Source organism: Frigoribacterium sp. PvP121, assembly GCF_017833115.1.
Taxonomy (GTDB): domain Bacteria; phylum Actinomycetota; class Actinomycetes; order Actinomycetales; family Microbacteriaceae; genus Frigoribacterium; species Frigoribacterium endophyticum.
In genome coordinates this window covers 578,363-593,461 of the sequence record NZ_JAFIBR010000001.1, presented here as the reverse complement: position 1 = coordinate 593,461, position 15,099 = coordinate 578,363, and the positions used below count along the sequence as shown (strand labels likewise).

Genomic DNA, 15,099 nt, shown 5'->3' with positions numbered 1-15,099 from the left:
GAGCGAGGGGCGAGGGGCGAGCGAGGGCTCAGCTCAGCAGGGCTGCGCGTCGGCCGCCCCGGGCGCGGGGGCGTCGGGGGAGGCGTCGTCGCCGATCGCCGCGAGGACGCGCTGCGAGAACCCGCGGACGACGGGCGCGTCGTCGTCGAGCACCTCGACGAAGTAGCGGCGGATCGCCTCGGTGTGGCCACGGGTCGCGGCGAGCATGGCCCGGCGGCCGTCCGCGGTGAGCTCGACCCACGTGCCGCGGGCGTCCGACGAGCAGTCGGAGCGCCGCACGAGGCCGCGCCTCTCCATGCGGGTGACCTGGTGGCTCACGCGGCTCTTCTCCCAGCCGATCTGCTCGGCGATGTCGCGCACGCGCAGCCGACGGTCGGAGCTGCGGCCGAGCCCGACGAGGATCTCGTACTCGGGGGCGGAGACGCCGGAGTCGTGGTGGAGCCGGAGCTCGAGGGCCCGGTCGAGACGGCGCCGCATCGCGTAGAACTCGTCCCAGACGGCCCAGTCGTCGTCGGTGAGCGGGTCGGGCATGGGCCCAGCATAGGGACGCGTGCCAGGGCAGGGTCGGCGGCGCGGCATATCCTCTGCTCATGTCCGATCTGCGCGCCGCCGACCTCCCGCAGCAGACCGTCGAGACGGCGCGTCGCTGGGCCGCGGCCGCCGCCGCGTCCCCCGCCGACCGTGACGCGGCGCGCCTCACCGCGGTCGTCCGCGACCCCGACGGGCTCGCCTTCAGCATCGCGGTCGTCGACGGCGTCCTGGGTGCCGCCGACCCCGCCGTCGCGGCCCGCACGCTCGACGCGCTGAGCCGCTCGATGCCGTCGACGCTGCCCTGGCACCTCCGCGCCGCCGTCTCGGCCGCGGGCGGGTTCGGGCCGTTGGCTCCCCGGTCGGTCATCGGCGTGGCGCGGAAGGCGCTCCGCCGCACGCTGCAGCACCTGGTCGTCGACGCCGCCCCCGACAAGCTGGGCGCCGCCCTGGCCGCGCTGCGGGCCCGCGAGGGCGTCAGCCTCGACGTCAGCGTGCTGGGGCCCGCGGTGCTCGGCCGGGCCGGCGCCGACCGGCGGCTGGCCGAGCTGACCGCCGTCCTCGGCCGTGACGACGTCGCGGGCGTCCGCACGACCGTCGACGCCGTCGTCGGCCCGACCTCGCCGTGGGCCGTCGACGAGACCAGCGCGCTCGCGGTCGAGCGGCTGACGCCGCTGTACGAGCGGGCCCTGGCCGCCGAGCCCGCCCGGCTCGTGACCCTCGAGGTGACCAGCTCGGCCGACCTCGACCTCACCATCGACGTGTTCACGCGCATCCTCGACCAGCCCCACCTGCACGACCTCGTCGCCGGCGTCGCGCTGCCCACCGGCCTGCCCGACTCGCTGCCCTCGCTGCAGCTGCTCACCGACTGGGCCCGCGGCCGGGTCGCCCGGGGCGGCGCCCCGATCCGGGTCCGGCTCTCGGCCGGCGGCGACCCGTCGTCCGCCGTCGCCGAGGCGGACCGCCACGGCTGGGCCGCCGCCACGCCGCCGGCCCCGGTCGAGGCCGACGCCGCCCACCACCGCGTGCTCGACTGGGCGCTCCGCCCCGCCCACGCCGAGGTCGCCCACGTCGCGGTCGCCGCCCGGGGCCGGCTCGACCTCGCCCACGCCTGGACCCTCGCCCGCGCCCGCGAGGTCACGCACCTGCTCGACCTGGAGGCGGAGCTCGGCGAACCCGAGGCCGACGCCGTGCTGGCCGAGGCCGGCGGGCTCGTGCTGCACGTGCCCGTCGCGCCGCACGCCGAGCCCGACGCGGCCGTCCCGTGGCTGCTGCACCGGCTCAGCGAGTCGTCGCAGGCCGCTGGCGCCGACCTCGACACGGCCGTCGAGCGCTGGCTCGCGGCGGCGGCGCTCGCCGCCCGGGGCGACGACCTCGTCACCCGGCCCGCCGCGCCGGGGCACGGCGGGGTCGGCGACACCGACCCCGCCCTCGAGCGCAGCCGACGGGCCGCGCGTCGCGTCCTGGCCCGCACCGCGACGTCGCACGCGGGCGTGGAGACGGTGGGCCGCTCGCGCGTGCTCGACCACGACGCCCTCGAGGAGGTCGTCTCCCGCACCGCCCAGGCCGGCGTCCTGTGGGGCCACGCCGAGCCGGCCACGCGGGCCCAGCTGCTCGACCGCGCCGCCGCGGCCCTCGCCGCCGCCCGCACGACCCTGGTCGAGGTGCTGGTCGCCGAGACGGGCACCACGGTCGGCGAGGCCGACCACCAGGTCAGCGAGGTGGTCGACGCGGCGCGCCGGCACGCGGCCCTCGCGCGCGGCCTCGAGGGCGTGACCGGGGCGCGCTGGGCGCCTCCTCGGCTCACGGTCGTGGTCTCGGACGCCGCCGCCGCCCTCGCGGCGCCCGCGGAGGGCGCGACCGCGGCGCTCGCCGCCGGCAGCGGCGTCGTGCTGAAGCCCGACCCCCGCGCACGGCGCACCTCCGCCGTGCTCTGCGAGGTGCTCTGGGCGGCCGGCGTGCCCCCCGAGCTGCTGGCGCTCGCCGAGCTCGACGAGGACGACCTCGGTCGTGACCTCGTGGTGCACCCCGCCGTCGACCGCGTCGTGTTCTCCGGCTCGGTCGAGACGGCCCGGCTGTTCCGGTCGTGGCGGCCCGACCTGCCGCTCACGGCCCGGCTCGACGCCCCCGGGGTCGTCGTCGTCACGCCGAGCGCCGACGTCGACCTCGCCGTCGACGCGATCGTGCGCGGCGCCGTCGCCGGCGCGGGCCGCTCGCGCGTCGCGACCAGCCACGTGCTGCTCGTCGGCTCGGCCGGCGACGACCCCCGCCTGCGCCGTCAGCTCGTCGACGCCGTCTCGAGCCTCCAGGTCGGGCGGGCCGACGACCTCTCGACCCGCCTCGGCCCGCTCGTCGAGCCCGCCGGGCCGGCTCTGCGGGCCGCGCTCACGACGCTGCGCGAGGGCGACCGCTGGCTGGTCGAGCCCCGTCAGCTCGACGACGAGGGCGCGCTGTGGTCGCTCGGCGTCGTCGAGGGCGTCGGCGAGCCGGGGGTCGTCGACGCGGCCGTCCGGGGCCCGCTGCTGCGCGTCGTGCGGGTCGCCACGCTCGACGAGGCCCTCGCCCACCAGACCGCCCTCGGCGGCGGCCACGTGGCCGCCGTCGCCTCGCGCGACGTCGACGAGGTGGCCCGGTGGGTGCGGCGCACCGACGCCGGTGCCCTCGTCGTGAACGGCAGCACCGCCGACGTCGCCGCCCGTCGGCAGCCGGCGGCGGGCTGGGGCCGTTCGTCGGTGGGCATGGTCTCGCCGACCGGGGCCGACGCCGTGGTGGCGCAGGGCCGGTGGTGGAGCGTGCCGCGCGAGCCGCAGGCGTCGCTGCGCCTCACCGGCCTGTCGGAGGCGGTGGTGGCGGTGATCGAGGCCGCCCGCTCGGGGCTGTCGTTCGAGCAGTTCGACCGCGTGCGGTCGGGCGCCGTCTCCGACGAGCAGGCCTGGCAGGCGGTCTTCGCCCCGCGGGAGGCCGCCGGGGCCGGCGTCGAGAGGGTCGTGCTGCGGCACCGGGCCCGCCCGGTCGTCGTCCGCCTCTCGTCCGACGGCGACCTCGCCGACCTGGTGCGCCTCCTCGTGGCGGCGGCGCGGGCGGGCGCCCCGGTCGACGTGAGCTCGCCCGTGCCCCTGCCGGCCGCGCTCGTCCAGCTCGTGCGGGCGCCCGGGGCCCCGCTCCGCGTGGGCGAGATCGTCGTCGAGGGCGACGACGCGTTCCGCGCCCGCGCGGCCGCCGGCCTGCTGCAGCGCGGCGGCGGCCGGCCCGACCCCCTCGACGACCTCGAGCTGCTCGCCCGGGCGGCGGAGCCCGACGCGGCGGAGGGCGGCCCCGACGAGGTCGACGCCGGGGCCGCGGGCGCCGTCGCGCGCGACGCCCGGGGAGACGGGCACCTGCCCGCCGCCGACCCCGACGCCGTGGCTCGCTACCGCGACCTTGTCGTCCGGCTGGTCGGCGGCGACCCGCGGGCGCTCGCCGCGGCCGTCGGCGGCAGCCTCGACGTCGTCGTGCACGCGGGCGACGTCACGGAGGAGGGGCGGGTCGAGCTGCTGCCCTTCGTGCGCGAGCAGGCGGTCGCGGTCGTCACCCACCGCGCCGGCCACGTCGACCCCGCGTTCCGCGACCTGCGCCTCTAGGCGCGGCGCCCTACGCGGGCTGGCGGCTGATCAGCTTCGACAGCACGATGGCGCTGCGGGTGTGGTCGACGTTCGGCGCGTTGCGCACGCGCTCGAGGGCCTCCTCGAGCGACGGGATGTCGCGGCTGCGCATGTGCACGATCGCGTCGGCGCTCCCGGTGACGGTGCCCGCGTCGACCACCTCGGGCACGGTGCTGAGGATGCGCTGCAGCTCGGCGGGCGACACGGTGCCCCGGCAGAAGAGCTCGACGAACGCCTCCGTGCCGAGGCCGTCGACGGCGGGGTCGACCTGCACCGTGAACCCCTTGATCACCCCGTCGGCCACCAGCCGGTCGACGCGCCGCTTCACGGCGGAGGCGCTGAGGCCGACCGACGAGCCGATGTCGCCGTAGCCCGCGCGGGCGTTCTGGCGCAGCAGGTCGATGATGCCGTAGTCGAGGTTGTCCACATCGGGCATCCTACGCCAGAAAGTTGCGCGGCGGGCCGTGCGTGCGCAACTTAAGTGCGTACTGAGCGTCCATGATGCGCAGGCTGCGTGTGACACTGGCTGGCGTGAGCATCGCAGCCCCCACCGCCCAGCCCTCCGCAGCCGCCTCGCCCGCGCCGACGCGACGGGCCTCCCGCCGCACGGTGCTGATGTGCCGGCCCGACCACTTCACGGTCAGCTACCGCATCAACCCGTGGATGGACCCCTCGAAGCCGACCTCCACGTCGCTCGCCGTCCGGCAGTGGGAGTCACTGTACGAGACCTACCTCCGGCTCGGCTTCGAGGTCGAGCTGATCGACCCGCTCCCCGGGCTGCCCGACATGGTCTACTCGGCCAACGGCGGCTTCGTGCTCGACGGCGTCGCCTACGGCGCCAAGTTCACCTACCCCGAGCGCCAGCCCGAGGGCCCCGCCTACATGGAGTGGTTCCGGCAGGCCGGCCTCCGCGTGGCCGAGCCCGTCGAGGTCAACGAGGGCGAGGGCGACTTCCTCCTCGTCGGCGACGTCATCCTCGCCGGCACGGGCTTCCGCACCGCGTCCGACTCGCACGCCGAGCTCGCCCGGGTCACGGGCCGCGAGGTCGTCGGCCTGACCCTGGTCGACCCGCGGTTCTACCACCTCGACACGGCGGTGGCCGTGCTCGACCCGGAGCCCGTCGAGGGCGGCGACCAGAACATCGCCTACCTCGAGAGCGCCTTCGACGAGCCCTCCCTGGCCGTGCTGCGCGAGCGGTTCCCCGACGCCGTCCTGGTCAGCGACGACGACGCGACGATCCTCGGCCTCAACAGCTACAGCGACGGCCTCCACGTGGTGATCGCCGAGAAGGCCACGGGCTTCGCGCGACAGCTGCGCGAGCGGGGCTACGAGCCGGTCGGCGTCGACCTCTCCGAGCTGCTGCTCGGCGGGGGCGGCGTGAAGTGCTGCACCCTGGAGCTGCGACGATGACGATCGACACGACCCGCGCCTCCGGCCCCACCGAGGCGGCCATCGCCGTCGAGGACGCCGCGCTGGCCCACAACTACCACCCGCTGCCCGTGGTCGTCGCGACCGCCGAGGGCGCCTGGGTCACCGACGTCGACGGCCGCCGCTACCTCGACTGCCTCGCCGCCTACTCGGCCGTGAACTTCGGCCACGGCCACCCGACCCTCGTCGCGGCTGCCCGCGACCAGCTCGACCGCGTGACGCTCACCAGCCGGGCCTTCCACAACGACCAGCTCGGACCGTTCGCGGCCGAGCTCGCCGCCCTGCTCGGCAAGCAGATGGTCCTGCCGATGAACACCGGCGCCGAGGCCGTCGAGTCGGGCGTCAAGGTCGCCCGCGCCTGGGGCTACCGCGTCAAGGGCGTGCGGCCGGGGGCCGCGAAGATCATCGTGGCGTCGGGCAACTTCCACGGCCGCACCACGACGATCATCAGCTTCTCGGACGACGAGGAGGCGCGGGCCGACTTCGGCCCCTACACGCCCGGTTTCGTCACGGTGCCCTACGGCGACTCCGCCGCGCTCGAGGCCGCGATCGACGACGACACGGTGGCCGTGCTGCTCGAGCCGATCCAGGGCGAGGCGGGCGTCGTCGTGCCGCCGGCCGACTACCTGCCCGAGGTGCGCCGCATCACGCGCGAGCGCCGGGTGCTGTTCATCGCCGACGAGATCCAGTCGGGCCTCGGCCGCACCGGAGCGACCGTCAGCTGCGACCTCGTCGACGTCGTGCCTGACCTCTACCTGCTCGGCAAGGCCCTCGGCGGCGGCGTCGTGCCGGTCAGCGCGGTCGTCGGCGACCGCGACGTGCTCGGCGTGCTGCGGCCCGGCGAGCACGGCTCGACGTTCGGCGGCAACCCGCTCGCGGCGGCCGTGGGCCTCGCCGTCGTGCGGATGCTCGCGACCGGCGAGTGGCAGGAGCGCGCCGCGCGGCTCGGCGCCCGCCTGCGCGAGGGCCTCGACGCGCTCGTCGGCCAGGGCGTCGTCACCGTGCGCGGGGCCGGGCTGTGGATGGGCGTCGACATCGACCCCGCGGTCGGCACCGGGCGGGCGGTCTGCGAGGAGCTCATGCGCCGGGGCGTCCTCGCGAAGGACACCCACGGCTCGACCATCCGACTCGCCCCGCCCCTGGTGATCACGGAGGCCGAGGTCGACGAGCTCGTGTCGACGCTCGGGGCCGTGCTGCGCGACCTCCGCGCCTGAGCGGGTCGCCGGGCGGGCCGGTGGGCTGGGCCCGCCCGGGCCCGGTCAGCCCGCCCGGGCCCGTCAGGCCCGGCCTCAGCCGCCCGCGCGCCCCTCGGGCTTGACGAAGAGGTAGACGACGCTCCGCCCCGTGCGGTGCTCCTGGGCGTTCGCGAAGCCGAGCCCCTCGAGCAGCTCGCGGTCGCCGTCGGTCAGCACGTCGACCTGGCGTCGCACGATCCAGACCCGGTCGGTGGCGGCGAGGCGCTCGGAGAGCTCGGCGCGGTCGTCGGCGTCGTCGAGCTGGAGGGTCTCGTCGGTGAACCGGCCGGCGGCGATGCCCGAGCTGACGAAGGCCACGTCGTCGAGCCCCGAGAAGCGCTGCGGGTAGGCGTAGAGGGCCTGGCGGGGCCGGGTCGAGACGATCCCGGTCGCGTCGAGCAGGAAGGCGTCGCCCGGGCGCGCCTGCTGCTCGACGTAGCTGGCGACCTGGGCGAGGTCGGCGCCGCCGCCCTTCCCGGTGGGCAGGCGCTGCAGCACGTAGGTCGGCGCCGACGCCGCGACGAGCAGGGCGATCAGGGCGATGCTGACCCACCGCCGCCGGAACCCCGTGATGGCGACCGCCAGCAGCAGGCACATGCCCGGCGCCGACCACGCCACCAGCCGCGCCTGGAAGAGCGGGGCGATCGCGAGGCCGACCAGCAGCATCAGGCCGGTCGGCACCACGACCCAGAGGGCGCCGAGCAGCACGACGCTGCCGGGGGTCCGCGAGCGGTCGCGGAGGCGCGTGCCGAGCAGGATGAGCAGCCCGGCGCCCAGCACGGCGTAGGCCACCGAGGTCGCGAACCAGGGCTCGACGAGCACCGAGTACCAGGTGATCTCGGAGCCGGTCGCGGGGTCGCCGTCGCCCAGCAGCCGCGTGCGCTCGCGGATCACCGTGCCGATCACGGGGGCGGTGACGAGCAGCGCGGCGCCGGTCGAGATGGACCAGCCGAGGAGGCGGTGGCGGGCTCCCCGGCGACGTCGCTGAGCCGGGGCGAGCAGCAGGAAGGCGCCGTGCACGAGCACGATCGACGCCATCGGCACGAACACGGCGATGCACGCCGCGAGGCCGGCGCCGTAGGCGACCCACCACCACCGGCTCTGCCGCCGTGAGGCGACCAGCACGAGGACGGTCGCCCAGACGGCCAGCGCGGCGGTGAGGGCGTAGGGCCGGGCCTCCGCCGCCTCGAGGGTCAGCCGGGGCAGCACCGCGTAGATGCCGGCGGCGAGGACGGCCGTCGTGCGCGTCGTCAGCATCCGCACGAGCACGAGCAGGCCTGCCGCGCCGGCCCCCGCCGCGAGGGCGCTCGGCAGGCGGGTCGACAGGGTGCTCTCGCCGAACAGGCCCGTCCAGGCGTGCATCGCCACGTAGTAGGCGGTGTGAACGGCGTCGCGCTGGTGGGTGAACTCGAGCAGCGCGCCGAGGGGCAGGCGGGCGGCCTGCAGGGTGGTCGCCTCGTCGCTCCAGTACGACGGCACCCACGCCGCCGCGACGCCCACCAGCAACGCCGCCAGGCCGGCGACCACGGGGTCGAGCCAGCGGCTGCGGGGGTGTGCGACCGCGGGGTCGTGCCCGATGCTCACGCGACGGCGGCCCGGAGGTCAGCGGAGCCGGGCCCCGCGGCGGCGAGGCCCTCGGCGTGGCTCTCGGCGGCTGGGCACGGCATCGATCCGTGGACCTCTCGGTTCGTCGGGCGCGGGGACGGTCGTCCGATGCTACCGGGTGCCCCTCCGGCACGTCGCGCCGCGAGCGAGCGCGGGCCGAGAGCGGGCGCGGGAGGAGCCGCGAGAGAGCGCAGCAGGAGCCGCGACGGCCCCGGGGAGAACGAGAAAGCCCCCGGCGGGGCCGGGGGCTTCGTGGTGGCTGGACGCGGCGTCGATCCGCGGACCTTTCGATTTTCAGTCGAACGCTCTACCAACTGAGCTACCCAGCCGAGGGAGCCGGAGCTCCTACTGAGAGGCGGTGCCTCTCGGACGGGGTGACCCGTCTCTGCGACCCTGACCGGACTTGAACCGGCGACCTCCGCCGTGACAGGGCGGCGCGCTAACCAACTGCGCTACAGGGCCAAACTTGTGGTGCGTGGTGTCTCCGTGGACGATGCTACCGGACTCGGAGCCATTGCTGGAACCGTGACCCCAACGGGATTCGAACCCGTGCTGCCGCCGTGAAAGGGCGGTGTCCTAGGCCACTAAACGATGGGGCCGAGTGATCTCGGAAGATCACAGAGCAACCGAAGAAGGAGCATACGCAACCCGCGGCCGCGATGCAAACCGGGGAGGCGCCTCCCCGGTCCGGAGGGTCCCTCACGACCCCGACGCGCCGTCGCCACACCGACGGGGGTCTCGCTCGGAGCGGGGAGCGGGAGCTAGGTTCGACCTGTCCTTGATGCTTGGTCGCGACGGCCCTGCGCCCGGCCGGGCGGAGCCGCACGGCGCCTCGACCACGACGAACCGGTGAAGTCCCATGATCCAGATCTCCCCCCGTCGGCTGCGTGCCCGCCGTCGCCCCGTGATGAGCGGCGACCGCCGGGCCGTCCGCCTCGCCCTCGTCGTGGCCGCCCTCTCGCTCGTGGTCACGGGCGGCGTCATGGCCGTCCCCGCCCCCGCGCGGGCCGCCGACTACCCGTCGTGGGAGGACGTCCAGGCCGCCCAGGGCGACGCGAACGCGAAGGCCGCCGAGATCGTCGTGGTGCAGGGCCTCCTCGAGCAGCTGCAGACCGACCTCGACACGAAGAACGCCGACGCGGTCACCAAGGGCACCGCCTACGAGGAGGCGCAGACCGCCTACGACCAGGCCGAGTTCAAGCTCGGCCAGCTGCAGGACCAGGCCGACGCCGCGGACGCCGTCGCCGCCGCCAGCGAGGAGCGCGCCGGCCAGCTCGCCGCGCAGCTCGGGCGGTCGTCGGGCGGCAACGACATCAGCAGCAGCCTGATCGCCGACCCGGGCGACGCCGGCCAGCTCCTGTACCGGATCGGTGCGATGTCGAAGCTCACCGAGCAGGCCGACGGCATCTACTCGCAGGCGACGCAGGACCGCAACACGGCGCAGTCGCTCAGCGACCAGGCCGACGTCGCGGCCGCGGCCCTCAAGGTGCTCGCCGCGGAGGCCGAGGACGCCCTCGCCGCCGCCAACGAGGCCGCCCAGGCGGCGGCCGACGCCTTCGACGAGCAGGAGACGAACCGCTACGCCCTCGAGGCGCAGCTCGCGGTGCTGCAGTCCGACCTGACCACGACCAAGGAGGAGTTCGAGAAGGGCGAGGCCGAGCGCAAGGCCGCGGAGGCCGCCGCCGCCGCGGAGGCCGCCCGCCTCGGCAGCCCCACGAACGGCACGCCCACCGGCGTCGTCTCGAGCTCGGGCTGGACGCGCCCCTCGGGCGGGAACATCTCGAGCGGCTTCGGCATGCGGGTCAACCCGGTCACGCACGCCTACATCCTGCACGCGGGCACCGACCTCGCCGCGGCCTGCGGCACGCCCATCTTCGCGGCGACGAGCGGCACGGTCAGCTACGCCGGCTGGTACGGCGGCTACGGCAACTTCGTCCTGCTCGACAACGGCGGCGGCGTCACCACCGGCTACGGCCACCAGCCGAACGGCGGCATCACGGTGAGCGTCGGCCAGCACGTCGAGGTCGGCCAGCAGATCGGCCACGTCGGCTCGACCGGCAACTCGACCGGCTGCCACCTGCACTTCGAGACGCGCGTCGGCGGCACGCCCCAGAACCCGGTCGACTTCATGGCGCAGCGCGGCATCCGCCTCTAGCGCCACGACGACGGAGGGCCCGACACCTGCAGGTGTCGGGCCCTCCGTCGCGCGGTCGGCGGGTGCGGGTCAGTGGCCCTCGGCCGCCAGCTTCACGATGCCGGCCTCGACGATGGCCTCGGCCTCGGCGGCGTCGCCCCAGCCCTCGGTCTTGACCCACTTGCCGGGCTCGAGGTCCTTGTAGTGCTCGAAGAAGTGCTCGATCTCCTTGCGGAGGTACTCGGGCACGTCGGTGACGTCCTGGATGTGCTCCCAGCGCGGGTCCTTCGCGGGCACCGCGATGACCTTGGCGTCGCTGCCGCCGTCGTCGGTCATGTTGAAGACGCCCACGGGGCGGACCTTCACGCCCACGCCCGGGAAGAGCGGGTAGTCGAGCAGCACGAGCACGTCGACGGGGTCGCCGTCGAGGCCGAGGGTGTTCTCGAAGAACCCGTAGTCGGTCGGGTACACGAAGCCGGTGAAGAGCACGCGGTCGAGGTAGACGCGACCGGTCTCGTGGTCGACCTCGTACTTGTTGCGGCTTCCCTTGGGGATCTCGATCACGGCGTCGTACGCGGCCATGGGTGCTCCTGGTTCAGTCGTGGGGGGTGCCGACCAGACCGGTCGGCGGCTGCCGGTAACGTTACAAGATGCCCGACAGACCACGTCTGACCCCCGCCATGGCCGACGTCCGCCGGGCCGTCCGAGGCTCCCTCGGCGACCTGGCTGCCGACTCCCTCGTGCTCGTCGCCCTGAGCGGCGGCCCCGACTCGCTGGCGCTCGCCGCGGCGACCGCGTTCGAGGCGCCCCGGGCGGGGCTGCGCGCCGGCGCCGTCGTCGTCGACCACGGGCTGCAGGCCGGGTCGGCCGAGGTGGCCGCCGCGGCCGCTGCCCAGGCGACGGCGCTCGGGCTCGACCCGGTGGTCGTCCGACGCGTCGCCGTCGGCGTCGAGGGCGGGCCGGAGGGGGCAGCCCGGGAGGCGCGCTACCGGGCCCTGCGCGAGGTCACCGCCGAGACCGGTGCGGTCGCGGTGCTCCTCGGCCACACCCTCGACGACCAGGCCGAGACCGTCCTGCTCGGCCTCGCGCGGGGGAGCGGGCCCACCAGCCTGCACGGGATGGATGCGGTGCGGGGGCCGTGGCGACGGCCGCTGCTGGCCGTCCGGCGGGAGGCGACCCGCGCCTCCTGCGCCGACCTCGGGCTGAGCCCCTGGCTCGACCCGGACAACGACGACCCGTCGTACGCCCGCGTGCGCGTCCGCCAGATCGTGCTGCCGGTGCTCGAGCGCGAGCTCGGACCCGGAGTCGCGGAGGCGCTCGTCCGCACCGCGGCGCAGCTGCGCGAGGACTCCGAGGCGCTCGACCACTTCGCCGAGGAGCAGGCCGAGGAGGTCGCCGACCACGCCGAGGCCGGCATCTCGCTCGACGTCCGCGCGCTCGCGGCCGACCCGGCCGCGCTGCGGCAGCGCCTGATCCGGCTGGCCGTCGAGGGCGAGTTCGGCGTCGTCCTCAGCCGCTCGCAGACCCTCGAGGTCGCGCGCCTCGTGACCGACTGGCACGGCCAGGGAGCCGTCTCGTTGCCGGGCGTTACAGTGGAGCGCACCGGGGGCGTGCTGCACTTCAGCGCCGCCGGCACCGCCTGAGGCCCGGCCGCTCGACCAGCGCCGCCGCCCCTCGCCCCCGACGTCGTCACCTCTGACGTCGTCGCCCCCACCCCGTCATCCCCGACCCCTCAGGAGAACGCGCGCCCATGGAACTCAGCGACATCGACGGCGACCTCACCAGCGTCCTCTACACCGAGGAGCAGATCCACGCGAAGATCGCGGAGGTCGCCCGCCAGGTCGAGGCCGACTACGCCGGCCGTGACCCGCTGCTCGTGGGCGTGCTCAAGGGCGCCGTCATGGTGATGGCCGACTTCGCGCGCGAGCTCAAGCTCAACGCGCCGATGGACTGGATGGCCGTGTCGTCGTACGGCTCGGGGACGAAGTCGTCCGGCGTCGTGCGCATCCTGAAGGACCTCGACACCGACCTGCACGGTCGCGACGTCATCATCGTCGAGGACATCATCGACTCGGGCCTGACCCTCTCGTGGCTGCTCGAGAACCTCAAGAGCCGCGGCGCCGCCTCCGTCGAGATCTTCGCCCTGCTCCGCAAGCCGGCCGCCGCCAAGGTGCAGGTCGACGTCAAGTACGTCGGCTACGAGATCCCCAACGACTTCGTCGTGGGGTACGGCCTCGACTTCGACGAGAAGTACCGCAACCTGCGCGGCGTCGGGGTGCTGGCGCCCCACGTCTACAGCTGAGCCCGCCCCGGGCCGTGGTGAGGGCCCGACGGGGGCCGTGGCCCCAGTGAGGGGCTCCCCGACCGCTCAGAGCGAACACCCACCAGCCCCCGAGGGGACGCGAGGTAACCTCTCCCTCACGTTCTCCCTGCAGAAAGGTGTCGGGCTCCGCCCGTACTGACATGGACCTCAAGAAACTCTTCCGCGGACCGATCATCTACGTCGTGATCGCGGTGCTCGGCATCGGGATCGGCTGGAGCGTCATCAGCGCCTCCGGCTCGACGCGCGTGTCGACCCAGAAGGGCCTCGAGGCTCTGAACGACGACAAGGTCGCCTCGGCGACCATCTTCAGCAACGAGCAGCGCGTCGACCTCGTCCTGAAGGACGGCGACGAGCAGCAGCAGTTCTACTACGCCACCCCCCGCGGCGACGAGGTCGTCCAGGCGGTCGACGACGCGAAGCTCGAGAGCTTCGACGACAACGTCAGCCAGGGCAACTGGTTCCTGTCGCTGCTGAGCGTCCTCCTGCCCTTCGTGATCATCGGCGCCATCTTCTGGTTCCTGCTCTCGTCGATGCAGGGCGGCGGCAGCAAGGTCATGCAGTTCGGCAAGTCCAAGGCCAAGCTCGCGTCGAAGGAGACGCCGCAGGTCATGTTCACCGACGTGGCCGGTGCCGACGAGGCCATCGAGGAGCTCGAGGAGATCAAGGAGTTCCTCAAGGAGCCCGCGAAGTTCCAGGCCGTCGGCGCGCGCATCCCCAAGGGCGTGCTGCTCTACGGCCCTCCCGGCACCGGCAAGACCCTGCTGGCCCGCGCCGTCGCCGGCGAGGCCGGCGTGCCGTTCTTCTCGATCTCCGGCTCGGACTTCGTCGAGATGTTCGTCGGCGTCGGCGCCAGCCGCGTGCGTGACCTCTTCGAGCAGGCCAAGCAGAACTCGCCCGCCATCATCTTCGTCGACGAGATCGACGCCGTCGGCCGCCACCGCGGAGCCGGCGTCGGCGGCGGCAACGACGAGCGCGAGCAGACCCTGAACCAGCTGCTCGTCGAGATGGACGGCTTCGACGTCAAGACGAACGTCATCCTCATCGCGGCGACCAACCGTCCCGACGTCCTCGACCCCGCCCTCCTGCGCCCCGGCCGCTTCGACCGCCAGATCGGCGTCGACGCCCCGGGCCTCGACGGCCGCAAGCAGATCCTCGAGGTGCACGGCAAGGGCAAGCCCCTCGCCGCCTCCGTCAACCTCGAGGTGCTGGCCCGCAAGACGCCGGGCTTCACCGGTGCCGACCTGGCCAACGTGCTCAACGAGGCCGCTCTCCTGACGGCTCGCTCGAACGCGCAGCTGATCGACAACCGCGCCCTCGACGAGGCCGTCGACCGCGTCATGGCCGGCCCGCAGCGCCGCAGCCGCATCATGAACGACCACGAGAAGCTCATCACCGCCTACCACGAGGGCGGCCACGCCCTCGCCGCCGCGGCGATGCGCCACACCGACCCGGTCACGAAGATCACGATCCTGCCGCGCGGCCGTGCCCTGGGCTACACGATGGTGCTTCCCCTGGAGGACAAGTACAGCGTGACCCGCAACGAGCTGCTCGACCAGCTCACCTACGCCATGGGCGGCCGCGTCGCGGAGGAGCTCGTCTTCCACGACCCGACCACCGGCGCCTCGAACGACATCGAGAAGGCCACGGGCACCGCCCGCAAGATGGTCACCGAGTTCGGCATGAGCAACAAGGTGGGCTCGGTCAAGCTCGGCCAGGGCTCGGGCGAGCAGTTCATGGGCCGCGACATGGGCCAGCGCGACTACTCGGAGACGATCGCCGAGACCGTCGACGCCGAGGTGCGCGTGCTGCTCGAGCAGGCGCACGACGAGGCCTGGGCCGTCATCAACGACAACCGCGACATCCTCGACCACCTCGCCGCCGAGCTCCTCGAGAAGGAGACGCTCGACCACGACGAGCTGGCGGAGATCTTCAAGGACGTCAAGAAGCTGCCCGAGCGCCCGCAGTGGCTCTCCAGCGACAAGCGCCCCGTGTCGGACCGCCCCGCGATCCCGATGCCGACGAAGGCACCCGTCGACGCCGACGCCGTCGACGGCGGGGTCGGCTCCGAGCCGGAGCCCGAGGGCCTCACGACCCGCAAGCGCCCGCCGCGCACCGCTCCCGGCATCGCCACGGCCTGAGCGGGCCACCCGACCGGGGCGGTGTGGAGCTCCCGCCCCGGTCGGTAGCCTGGTCAGTCGAACCGTA

11 protein-coding genes and 3 tRNA genes are annotated in these 15,099 nt (G+C 74.5%); 7 read left to right on the top strand and 7 right to left on the bottom strand.

Annotation, left to right across the window (positions count from 1 at the left end; genetic code table 11):
• Window positions 1-33 precede the first annotated feature (33 nt).
• A complete protein-coding gene (locus JOE43_RS02820) occupies window positions 34-531 on the bottom strand; it encodes a MarR family winged helix-turn-helix transcriptional regulator (RefSeq protein WP_209514513.1) in 498 nt (165 codons plus the stop codon).
• 59 nt (window positions 532-590) lie between these two features.
• Between JOE43_RS02820 and JOE43_RS02815 the strand changes: the two genes are divergently transcribed.
• Window positions 591-4,148 carry a proline dehydrogenase family protein gene (locus JOE43_RS02815; protein ID WP_209514511.1) on the top strand — a complete coding sequence of 1,186 codons (3,558 nt, stop codon included), beginning with the start codon at window positions 591-593 and terminating at the stop codon, window positions 4,146-4,148.
• A 10-nt stretch (window positions 4,149-4,158) separates the two neighbouring features.
• Here JOE43_RS02815 and JOE43_RS02810 read toward each other — a convergent pair whose 3' ends face one another.
• Window positions 4,159-4,596, bottom strand: a complete 438-nt coding sequence (locus JOE43_RS02810; protein WP_056057962.1) for an Lrp/AsnC family transcriptional regulator — start codon at window positions 4,594-4,596, stop codon at window positions 4,159-4,161.
• 104 nt (window positions 4,597-4,700) lie between these two features.
• Here JOE43_RS02810 and ddaH point away from each other — a divergent pair, with 104 nt between their 5' ends.
• The gene (gene ddaH, locus JOE43_RS02805) at window positions 4,701-5,579 is read left to right on the top strand and encodes a dimethylargininase (RefSeq protein WP_374072644.1); all 879 of its coding nucleotides are present in this window, start codon (window positions 4,701-4,703) and stop codon (window positions 5,577-5,579) included.
• On the top strand, window positions 5,576-6,811 hold the full coding sequence (gene rocD / locus JOE43_RS02800; RefSeq protein WP_209514509.1) for an ornithine--oxo-acid transaminase: 1,236 nt from the start codon (window positions 5,576-5,578) through the stop codon (window positions 6,809-6,811). The genes ddaH and rocD overlap by 4 nt, the downstream gene beginning before the upstream one ends.
• Window positions 6,812-6,886: 75 nt before the next feature.
• Here rocD and JOE43_RS02795 read toward each other — a convergent pair whose 3' ends face one another.
• The 4 genes from JOE43_RS02795 to JOE43_RS02780 form a co-directional block, all read right to left on the bottom strand.
• Complete coding sequence (locus JOE43_RS02795) at window positions 6,887-8,416, bottom strand: glycosyltransferase family 39 protein (protein ID WP_209514507.1); 1,530 nt, start codon at window positions 8,414-8,416, stop codon at window positions 6,887-6,889.
• 274 nt (window positions 8,417-8,690) lie between these two features.
• A tRNA-Phe gene (locus JOE43_RS02790) sits at window positions 8,691-8,766 on the bottom strand.
• A 59-nt stretch (window positions 8,767-8,825) separates the two neighbouring features.
• Window positions 8,826-8,899: transfer RNA gene (locus JOE43_RS02785), tRNA-Asp, on the bottom strand.
• A gap of 64 nt (window positions 8,900-8,963) precedes the next feature.
• Window positions 8,964-9,036, bottom strand: a tRNA-Glu gene (locus JOE43_RS02780).
• 260 nt (window positions 9,037-9,296) lie between these two features.
• Here JOE43_RS02780 and JOE43_RS02775 point away from each other — a divergent pair.
• Window positions 9,297-10,592, top strand: coding sequence for a M23 family metallopeptidase (locus JOE43_RS02775; RefSeq protein WP_209514505.1), 1,296 nt, complete (start codon window positions 9,297-9,299; stop codon window positions 10,590-10,592).
• Window positions 10,593-10,661: 69 nt separating this feature from the next.
• Here the strand turns inward: JOE43_RS02775 and ppa are convergent, their stop codons facing one another.
• Complete coding sequence (ppa, locus tag JOE43_RS02770) at window positions 10,662-11,153, bottom strand: inorganic diphosphatase (RefSeq protein WP_192040539.1); 492 nt, start codon at window positions 11,151-11,153, stop codon at window positions 10,662-10,664.
• A gap of 68 nt (window positions 11,154-11,221) precedes the next feature.
• On the opposite strand from ppa, the gene tilS reads away from it, so the two are divergent.
• From tilS to ftsH, 3 genes are all read left to right on the top strand, one after another.
• Window positions 11,222-12,214, top strand: a complete 993-nt coding sequence (tilS, locus tag JOE43_RS02765) for a tRNA lysidine(34) synthetase TilS (protein WP_209514503.1) — start codon at window positions 11,222-11,224, stop codon at window positions 12,212-12,214.
• Between the two features lie 107 nt (window positions 12,215-12,321).
• Window positions 12,322-12,873, top strand: coding sequence for a hypoxanthine phosphoribosyltransferase (hpt, locus tag JOE43_RS02760; protein ID WP_209514502.1), 552 nt, complete (start codon window positions 12,322-12,324; stop codon window positions 12,871-12,873).
• 161 nt (window positions 12,874-13,034) lie between these two features.
• Entirely contained in the window at window positions 13,035-15,032 is a 1,998-nt protein-coding gene (gene ftsH / locus JOE43_RS02755) for an ATP-dependent zinc metalloprotease FtsH (RefSeq protein ID WP_209514500.1), read from the top strand.
• The last annotated feature ends 67 nt before the right edge of the window (window positions 15,033-15,099 follow it).

Bases quoted from the DNA above. Each gene is read 5' to 3' on its own strand.
- ftsH (WP_209514500.1), top strand. From the start codon at position 13,035: ATGGACCTCAAGAAACTCTTCCGCGGACCGATCATCTACGTCGTGATC.
- JOE43_RS02815 (WP_209514511.1), top strand. From the start codon at position 591: ATGTCCGATCTGCGCGCCGCCGACCTCCCGCAGCAGACCGTCGAGACG.
- JOE43_RS02775 (WP_209514505.1), top strand. From the start codon at position 9,297: ATGATCCAGATCTCCCCCCGTCGGCTGCGTGCCCGCCGTCGCCCCGTG.
- hpt (WP_209514502.1), top strand. From the start codon at position 12,322: ATGGAACTCAGCGACATCGACGGCGACCTCACCAGCGTCCTCTACACC.
- ppa (WP_192040539.1), bottom strand. From the start codon at position 11,153: ATGGCCGCGTACGACGCCGTGATCGAGATCCCCAAGGGAAGCCGCAAC.
- JOE43_RS02820 (WP_209514513.1), bottom strand. From the start codon at position 531: ATGCCCGACCCGCTCACCGACGACGACTGGGCCGTCTGGGACGAGTTC.
- tilS (WP_209514503.1), top strand. From the start codon at position 11,222: ATGCCCGACAGACCACGTCTGACCCCCGCCATGGCCGACGTCCGCCGG.
- rocD (WP_209514509.1), top strand. From the start codon at position 5,576: ATGACGATCGACACGACCCGCGCCTCCGGCCCCACCGAGGCGGCCATC.